The organism is Sphingopyxis sp. SCN 67-31 (assembly GCF_001725095.1).
On record NZ_MEFH01000009.1, the window covers coordinates 1 to 8765 of the forward strand.

The 8765-nt window shown below is 63.7% G+C and carries 8 protein-coding genes; 2 read left to right on the plus strand and 6 right to left on the minus strand.

Translation table 11 applies throughout. The features are described 5' to 3' along the window. On the minus strand, nt 1-708 hold a 708-nt coding region (locus ABS88_RS00560), incomplete at its 3' end, for an iron-containing alcohol dehydrogenase (protein WP_286748655.1). Between the two features lie 232 nt (nt 709-940). Between ABS88_RS00560 and ABS88_RS00565 the strand changes: the two genes are divergently transcribed. Then, on the plus strand, nt 941-2011 hold the full coding sequence (locus ABS88_RS00565) for a CaiB/BaiF CoA transferase family protein (RefSeq protein WP_502686123.1): 1071 nt from the start codon (nt 941-943) through the stop codon (nt 2009-2011). Nucleotides 2012-2085: 74 nt separating this feature from the next. Here the strand turns inward: ABS88_RS00565 and ABS88_RS00570 are convergent, their stop codons facing one another. The 3 genes from ABS88_RS00570 to ABS88_RS00580 all read right to left on the minus strand — a co-directional run bounded on the left by ABS88_RS00570 (nt 2086) and on the right by ABS88_RS00580 (nt 5808). Then, entirely contained in the window at nt 2086-4122 is a 2037-nt protein-coding gene (locus ABS88_RS00570) for an alkaline phosphatase D family protein (RefSeq protein ID WP_286748657.1), read from the minus strand. Between the two features lie 386 nt (nt 4123-4508). Continuing rightward, complete coding sequence (locus ABS88_RS00575; RefSeq protein WP_286748658.1) at nt 4509-4760, minus strand: YciI family protein; 252 nt, start codon at nt 4758-4760, stop codon at nt 4509-4511. 73 nt (nt 4761-4833) lie between these two features. After that, nucleotides 4834-5808, minus strand: coding sequence for a quinone oxidoreductase family protein (locus ABS88_RS00580; RefSeq protein WP_286748659.1), 975 nt, complete (start codon nt 5806-5808; stop codon nt 4834-4836). Between the two features lie 97 nt (nt 5809-5905). On the opposite strand from ABS88_RS00580, the gene ABS88_RS00585 reads away from it, so the two are divergent. Beyond that, the gene (locus ABS88_RS00585) at nt 5906-6790 is read left to right on the plus strand and encodes a LysR family transcriptional regulator (protein WP_286748660.1); all 885 of its coding nucleotides are present in this window, start codon (nt 5906-5908) and stop codon (nt 6788-6790) included. On the opposite strand, the gene ABS88_RS00590 is transcribed toward ABS88_RS00585, so the two are convergent. Together ABS88_RS00590 and ABS88_RS00595 are read right to left on the minus strand one after the other, a co-directional pair. Then, nucleotides 6787-7914: a M23 family metallopeptidase gene (locus ABS88_RS00590; protein WP_286748661.1), complete on the minus strand. Its 1128-nt coding sequence runs from the start codon at nt 7912-7914 to the stop codon at nt 6787-6789. The genes ABS88_RS00585 and ABS88_RS00590 overlap by 4 nt on opposite strands. 100 nt (nt 7915-8014) lie before the next feature. Then, on the minus strand, nt 8015-8765 hold a 751-nt coding region (locus ABS88_RS00595; RefSeq protein WP_286748662.1), incomplete at its 5' end, for a ComEA family DNA-binding protein.

The following is an 8765-nucleotide window of genomic DNA, read 5'->3' on the forward strand; positions in this document are numbered from 1 at the left end:
CAGGGCGCTTTCGGCAAGGCCGTCGGCAAAGTCGTTCGACTGGTAGGAGGACAAGGTCTCGACCGCATGGTCTACCGAGCGGACGCCGGTCGAGAGCCAGAGCCATTCGGGCGTATGGCGCGTGATCGCGGGATCGAGAACGACCATGACGGGCGCCATGTTGCGGTGTTCATAGCCCTGCTTGTGCTGGGTGACCTCGTCGGTGGCGCCCGACAGCGCGTTGAACTCTCCGCCGGAAAGCGTGGTCGGCACGCAGATGACCGGAATATCGGGACCGATCGTGATCGGGTTGATCACCTCGCCCGCATCGGTGACAAAGGTGCGCAGCGGTTCGAACGCCTCGACGCTTCGCACATCATGCTTGATCAGCAGGGCGACGATCTTTGCACTGTCGGTGACTGAACCTCCGCCGACCGAGACGATCAGGTCGGCACCCGCGGCGCGTGCGGCATCGGCGGCCTTGAGGACATCGCTGCGCGGTGCGTGCGGCGCGATCCCGCTGAAGGTTGCGGCGTGGCGGTCGCCAAGCGCCGCCTCGATCAAGCCGATTTCGCCGGTTTGTTCGCGCAGCGTCGTCGATGCCAGCAGAAAAACCTTGTTGCACCCCATCTTGGCGGCCTGGTCGGCAATCGCCTCAGCCGTGGGGACGCCCATGGTAACCCGCTCGGTCCGGGTGAAGCGCAATTCGCTCGGGGTGATCTCAGACATGATCTCGCTCTCCTCTGATCGTCCGGTCTGCGCCGGTCTGGTGAATCAGATAGTGACAGGAGAAGCGTATACTGGCTAGTATATTTTTCAACTGATGGGAATATAGGCGGCGAGTCCGCTAGGGGAGACGGATATCAAGCCTATGATAGAAAAAGAAAATGGCTCTGCGCCGCCGGCTGCCGGTATTCGGATTCTGGAATTTTCCGGGCTTGGTCCGACGCCTTTTGGCGCCATGCTGCTCGCCGATCTGGGCGCCGACATCCTGCGCATTGAACGCTTCGGCGCCGGGCGCCCGCTTGGCGGCGATCCGCAATTCGACTTTCTCTATCGCAACCGCCCCGCGGTGGCGGTCGACCTGAAATCGCCCGAGGGACGCAATCTCGTTCGCGATCTGGCGATGAAGGCAGACGTTCTTATCGAAGGGTATCGCCCGGGCGCGATGGAACGGCTCGGACTCGGTCCCGAAATACTCTGCGCAGCCAATCCGCGTCTGATTTATGCGCGCATGAGCGGGTGGGGGCAGGCCGGCCCTCTGGCGTCGCGCGCGGGACATGACATCAACTATCTCGCGCTCGCCGGCGCCCTCTATCCTATCGGGCCAAGTGACGCGCCGCCGACGCCGCCGCTCAATCTGGTCGGTAACTTCGGCGGCGGCGGCACATTCCTCGCCATGGGGGTGCTCGCTGCGCTGGTCGAGCGGCAGCGATCGGGCAAGGGCCAGATTCTCGACGTGGCGATGGTTGACGGCATTTCGGTTCTGCTGACCCAGATGGCGGGCTGGATGCAGATGGGCCTGTGGAACCGGGGACGCACCGGTAATCTTCTCGACGGAAGCGCCTATTTCTATCGCTGCTATGAAGCTGGCGATGGCCGGCACATGGCCGTTGGCGCGCTCGAGCGCGAGTTCCATGATGCGTTTTTGGCGGGGCTTGGCCTCGACCCCGGGGATTTTCCCGACTATCTCAACCCCGACGTCTGGCCCGACCGCACGCGCCGGATCGAGCCGATATTCCGCTCGCGTTCGCAGCGCGAATGGTGCGCGATTTTCGATCGGCTCGATGCCTGCGTCTCGCCAGTGCTAACCTTTGGCGAGGCGGCCGATCATCCCGCAAATCGTGCGCGTGAAGCGCATGTTCATTCGGGCCGCTCGTTGCAACCGGCACCCGCGCCGCGATTTTCGCGGTCCACCCTCCGGTCACCGGGCCCCGTGGTTTCCAGGCCCGATTTTCCCGGTAGCCTGACCGACTGGGCTGTAAGCGAAAATGAAATCCGGTCGCTGCAGCAAAAGGCCATCATAGAATAGCCGCGCGGATTTCAGCGGCCGCTGGAAACTTGATCTCCGCCGGGCTCGTTGCAGCCGATTATCCGACGAGAGCTTCAGATCGAGAGCTTCGCGTCCCCCTCGACAATGCGCTGTTCGAGCCTGGGCCGGGCCCCTGGCTGCCACATTTGGGCGTGGTGCGAGACGCGGTAGCGAAGCGGACCGCCATCGGGGGTTGTCGCCCGCGCGATCGGGCGGACGATGCAAACGAACTCGGTTTCGATGGTGTCGGGCCCTGCGCTGACAACAGCATAGCCGTGACCGGCCATGTCGACGAATTCGAGATGGGGCGCAACGTCGGGATTGGTCAGCGCCCGGGCGGCTTCGATGTCGCCGCTCGCGGCATATTCGAGCGCCGAGCGCACCCCGCGCTTTATTGTGAGGTTGATCGTGTGTTCGGGCGGAGCGCCTTCGACCTTTCGAACATAGAGCGGGCGCAAGGCCGATTCCTTGAAGAACTCGGCAGCTTCGCCAAGACCGGGAGCGGATATCGAACCGGTGATGAAGCTGAGCCCGACCGGCGCGAATTCCGCAGGCGGGAGGGCAGGCGCTGCATAACCAGCCCAGAAGCTGTGGCGGTCGCCGGAAACGGTAACGAAGCCCGGGATCTTCTCGTCGCGAACGAGATCGTAGATCTCGGCACGTTCGGCAAAGGCCCCGCTCATGTCGCCGCCGCCAAAGGTGCCATAATCCCTGCCCGGCCATCGGTCCTTCACCAGCCCCGCCGGAAGATTCTGTGGATCGGTGCGCATGTCGAGCGTGCCGTTGGTCGCGCCCCAGATCTTCCAGGTCGCAGTCGACTGGGTCAGCCGCGCCTTGAGCCACGCCTTTTGTTCCCGGCCGAGCACAGTATGGGCGGGTTCGTCCTTGCGATAATTGGGAATGCTCTTGTCGCCGATCGCGATGATCGCAGGCGGCTTGCCGCCCGCATAATCCCGCCCGCCGTCGACGATTTCCAGCCACTCTTGCGGGATCACCGGATAGTCGCCGGAGTCGAGCGCCGCCGCCTCGGGCCGATCGGTGGGGTCCGCCGCCTTGTAACTGTGCAGGTCGGTCAGGATCAGATCGACATGCTTGCCGTACCGCAGCGCGCGGTAGGCCGTCATGCTGCCGACCGCGATGCGGTTGTTGGTTTCGGTGCCGAAGCCATCGTCGTCGAAGGTGTCGATCGCCACCTTTTCGACGGCCGGCGGGCTGAACTGCTCCAGCGCGGCGCCCGATGCCTTGCGGACGCGCGAGGGGATATATTCCCACCACGCCTGGTTGGCCGCGACGCGCAGCGGCTGCGCGGGCTCGACCGTGGCGCCATATTTGATGAAGCTCTGCCAGCCCTGCCACGAGAATTCGTGATTGTCGCCCATGCACACGAACGGAAGATAGGCCCGGGCGTCCTGGATATCGGGATCGTCGATATGCGCGCGATAGACGTGGCGGTAGCCGGCGAGATTGGTCGGCACATAGAAATTGCCGACCTTGCGCGCGTCGGGAATGTGGCCGAGATCATAGACCGTGCGCGAATAGCGGTGCGGCGTTTCTTCAGGATATTCGACCACTTCGTAGATGAAGTCGCCGAGATGGAGCACAAAGCCGAGCTTGCGGTCGGCCGCCGCGCGCTGATCCTCCCAGATCATGCGGGCGTAGGCGTTCTGCGCGCCTTCGTTGACGCTGTTGCAGGACACGAAGGCAAAGCGAACGGGTCGCTGATCGTTGGCGCGCGGGGCCGTGATCGTCCGCCCGATCCGGCTGCCCGCGCCGCTGTTGTCGATAAAACGATACCAATAGACCGTCGCCGGCGAGAGTCCGCCGACCAGCGCCCGGCACGTCCAGTCGGCGGCCGCCAGCACTGGCGTGCGCGACGCCGCGACGACGCGGTGAAAGTCCGGATCGAGCGCCACCTCGACGGTCAGTTCATGACGGTCGCCCGCGTCGAACGGCCGCCGGGTCCACAGGACGATGCTATGGTCGTCGGGGTCGCCCGACGCCACACCCTGGGGAAAGAGGCGGCGATCCTCTCGCCATGCCATTTGCGAGGGCGCCGCGGACAGACGCGATGCCCAGATGCCGCTGATCCCGATCGAAGCCGCACCCGCCATAAATTGCCGCCGGTCCATCGCTTGTTCCCCTCCCGACCCGTGCCGATCACGTCGTGATGCAACCTCTAGCCGGGTTGGCCGGACCCGAAAGATTTAGGTCACGAGCGCCCCTGACTTTTCGACCAAGGGTGGAATGCGAGCGTCGCGCGGCTGGCAGAAGGGCAGATGGCCGCGTCGGATGTGTATCTAAGGGGCCTAGGAGAACCCGGGTCGGGAGTTTATCCCGCGCGCGGCCCGGCCTTCACGATGACGGTCGCGCAATCGAAATGGGAAGAGCGGAGATCCGGGTTGACGGCCGCGGCCCCCATGCCGAACGGATCGCTCTTGCTGAATTTCACCGAAAAGAGACCATCCTCCAGGCACGATCGGAAGACGGCCGCAATGACTCAATCCGCGTTCCATTCGAGGACATCAAGCTGGGAACAGCCTTGCGTGTGCAACGGATCTTTGAAGGCAAACTGCTTCGCCTCGTCGAGGCTGGCGGCAATCAATATATAGGCGCCGCCGGATTGGTCGGTGAAGGGACCGGCGCATTCGAGCCGTCCTGCATCGCGCAGGCGGTCGAGAAAGGCATAGTGCTCCCCAAGCACTTCTCCACGAAATTCCGGCGTTCGCCGCGAAAGGACGAGGTACTTCATCATCAGGTTCCTTTTCTTTCGGCGATGGCGGACGAAATCCAGTCTTTCATCGCTCAAATCTTCCTGCTCAGGGTCAGAACGTCAGCAAGACGGAACCGGTGGTTCGTCCGGCCTCGAGGGCAGAATGCGCCTTGGCCACGTCGGCCAAGTCAAATTGCGCGCCGATCTCCACGTGCAGTCCGGTTTCCAGTTCTTCGAACAATTCGGCCGCGGCTTTCCGATAGGAATCAAGGTCGGCCATATAAGCAAGGACGCTAGGCCGGGCCAAGGCGAGCGACCGCCGCGGGCCCAGTTCGGATATATCGATTGCCGGGAGCGACCCCGAGGCTTGGCCCGCACTGACGACCAGGCCAAAAGGTCGGACGCAATCGAGGGTTCGCAGCAAGACGTCGCCCCCGATACCGTCGAAGGCGACATCGACGCCCCGGCCGCCGGTGATGTTCAGAACCTCGCGGACAAAATCGCCCTCTTTGTAAAGCACCGCATGGTTGAGGCCGAAGCTCTTCGCCAGCGCCGCCTTTTCGGGCGAGCCGACGGTCCCGATGACGCTTGCTCCGAGTTTGCGCGCCCACTGGCTCAAGATCAGACCAAGGCCGCCTGCGGCGGCATGAATGAGGATGATATCTCCAGGCGAGATGCGTGCGACGCGCGTCAGCAGCATGTGCGCCGTGATACCGCGCAACATGGAAGCCGCGGCGACCGTATCCGAGATATGTGACGGGAGCGGCACCGCCCGGTTCGCCGCCAGCAGGCGCGTTTCGGCATAGCCGCCCATCGGCAGGCCCGCCCAAGCGACCCGGTCGCCCGGACGAAGATGGGTGACGCCATCGCCCAGCGCTTCGACCACTCCGGCCCCTTCGACACCAAGGACGGCGGGCAGGTGGGCTACGGGGTAGAGACCGGTCCGGTGATAGATATCGACATAATTTACCCCCGCCGCGGCTTGACGGAGGCGGATCTCGCCGGGACCAGGATCGCCGACATGCTGGTCATCGACGCGCAGAACAGCCGCATCCCCCACGGCGTGCATTTTCACCACTCGTGCCATCTTCTCGCTCCTTCGCTCTGGAAGCGGGCTGCTTAGGACATGGGTGCGCGCACAGTAATTCCTTTAGTATGCCCAGTTATTGTGCAAAAATGCACAGATGCAGTGGGATGATCTGAAATATTTTCTGGCGCTTTTCCGGTCGGGGACGCTCTCGGCCGCGGCCCGCACTCTGGGAGCCGAACACAGCACGGTCGCGCGCCGTATTGCGTCGCTCGAAGAAGGGCTTGGCATGCGTCTGTTCGAACGGTCCGGTCGCGGCTTCAGCCTTACGCCCGAAGGCGAGGCGATCGCGGATATTGCGGCGCGCGTCGAAGAGGAAACGCTCAACATCGCGCGCGTGGCGCAAGGCCGGCAGTCCGATCTGGCAGGCGTGGTGCGGATCAGCGCGCCGCCCACATTCGCCAGCCGATTTATCGCGCCCCGCCTGACGGCGCTTCGGCGCCGATATCCCGGGATCGAGCTCGAACTTGCCGGCGATAGCCGCGCCATCAGCTTGTCGCGCCGGGATGCCGATATCGCGATCCGCCTCAGTCGGCCGACGACGGGTTCGATCGTGACGCGGCGTGTCGGAACGATGGCTTTCGGTCTTTATGGCCAGCGGGACTATCTTGCGAAAACCGCAGCCTGCGACGGCGATTTTCTCGGCTATGACGATAGCCTCGATCATGTGCTCCAACAGCAATGGCTGCGACGGCTGGAGCCGGACTTGCGCCTGGCATTTCGCAGCAACGAATTGGCCACGCTGCACGAAGCGGCGGCTGCCGGGATAGGTTTGGCGGTTCTGCCACGTTTTCTCGGCGATCCCGACGAGCGGCTCGCGCTGGTGGCCAAACCCTCACCGCCACCGAGCCGCGAGCTTTGGCTGCTTGTTCATTCCGATCTTCGTCGGTCTCCGCGTATCCGTGCGGTCCTCGATCATCTTGTGGACATTGTCCTTGCCGGGCGCGCGATACTCGATCCCGAGGGGGCGGCGAGCGATTAAAAGGCGATAACGGCCAGATCCGTGGGCAGTTCCCTATGCCGCGTAGCGATGCCGGATGTTGCGGGTCCGGTCCACCCGCCGGGGTTGTCGAGAATATCGAGCGACGGCGCATAGCCTTCCAGTCGGAAGCTGCGAAAAGCGAAGGGCAGACCGTCTGCACCCAACGGCGACGCTGCATCGGCGACATGGATATGAAGGTGCGGAGCATCGGATTGCCCCGAGTTGCCAAGCGCCGCGAGCACCTCGCCCATGCGCACCCGCTCGCCTTCCTTCACTCTTATGCTGCCGGGCTTGAGATGTCCGTAAAGGACGCGCTCTCCGCCCGGCAGCCGAAGGACGATATGATTACCGGCAATCGTATCGAGGCCGATCTTGATGGCAGGCGGGGCCAGGGGTTGGTTGTCGGGCAAGCCATCAAGGATGCGCTCGACGACCGCATCGGCGACGGCGAGAACCGGTTCGCCATATCCGGCCCAACTTTCGTTCTTCGATGGATCGCCCGTAAAGGCACGGCCATGCGCATCGATCTTCACGAAATCGATTGCGTAGCGCTGCGCGATCCGGGCTTGGCCATCCACGACCGCGATCGTTCGGCGGTGGTCGGAATCGTTCGACAGCGCATTGGCCGCGAGCCAGTGGCCCGGCCCAAGCGGTGCGTTCACCACGAGCGGAGCCTCGCTGCTCACCGTCAGTGGCGGGGCTTTCAGAATAGTGCGCGATGGGTCGGGCGGCCCGCTTGATGCCGATGCCACATGGATATGGTGACCGAGGCGCAACCCGGCCCCTGCCCCCTTGGGAACCGCCGTGTCGAAATAGACAACGACAAAGCCGCCAGGCCCGATCTGGAGACGATCGGCGCCCTCCTTCTGCTGTCCGGGCGTCGTAATCATTGTCGCCAAATCCTTCGCCGCAAATGCGCCGAGTGGACGGCCGCCGTTGCTGTCGAGGACGTCGATTTCCGTCAGGACGATCGTGCGCCCCGAATAGTTGGTCAATCGCATCTCGTAGAGAAGATGGTCGCGGCCGGACGCCTCGACCGGCGCGGGCGATTTACCGAACTCAACGTCAAGGGGGACCACCGAGGGCGCCGGCTCTTGACGGGCGGCGGCAATCTCACTGCCCAACAAGGAGAGCGCTATGGTGCAGCATAGCAGCGACAAGGCGAACTTCACCCGAGCCATAGTCCCGATACTCCCATCACTTTGCCGCCAAACCGATATCCGCTCAACGCCGCGTAAACGCAGGCAGATCGCCGATTTGCCGATGGAATCGGGCGATTTCGCTCGCCTCGCCGGGCGTAAGCTTCGCCCTCGTCACGGCATCGTCGATGCTCGAAAAACGCGCGCTGTCGCGCGCCTGGATCAGCCGCGATGCGAGATCGCGATTGCCTGCGAGGAGATAGGCCAGGCTGGTAGCGTCGGCCGTATTGAGGTCGATCACCAAGGGTTCGGCCATTTTCTCGTCCCACGGCGCCGCGGGAATATGGACGTCGGGGTTCGTGATCCAGAGTTCCGGAGCGAGATCGGCATCGAGTGCGAGCTTGCCCGCCGCGACTTGATCGGTGGCTGCGGCGAAGGCCTGGCGATAGAGCGGCAAATCGCGAAGAAAGTCGGCAAGCTTGCCATGCGCACCCGAACAGGAAAGCCGGGCGGTGGCGTCGCGCAAGTCCGCGCTCGCCGTCGCGCCGCCGGTGGCCTCGAGAAAGATGCGCGTGACCTGCTTTTCGTCTTCGGGATAGAGCCGGGCCCAGTCGCGAACCAGATCGATCAGCGGCGCGCGGCCCTGCCAGTCCGCGCGCCGAGCGAGAATCGTGAACAGCTTTTCGTAGCGAGCGAGCAACGCCTCGCGTGTCATGCTTTCCGCGAGGAGCCGGTAAAAGATGGTCGCGGCGACGCCTTCGGACGCCATCTGCGCCTCGCCCGATCTGACGCTGCAGGGGTCTAATGAATAATCGGTTTGCGCGAGGCGCCATCCC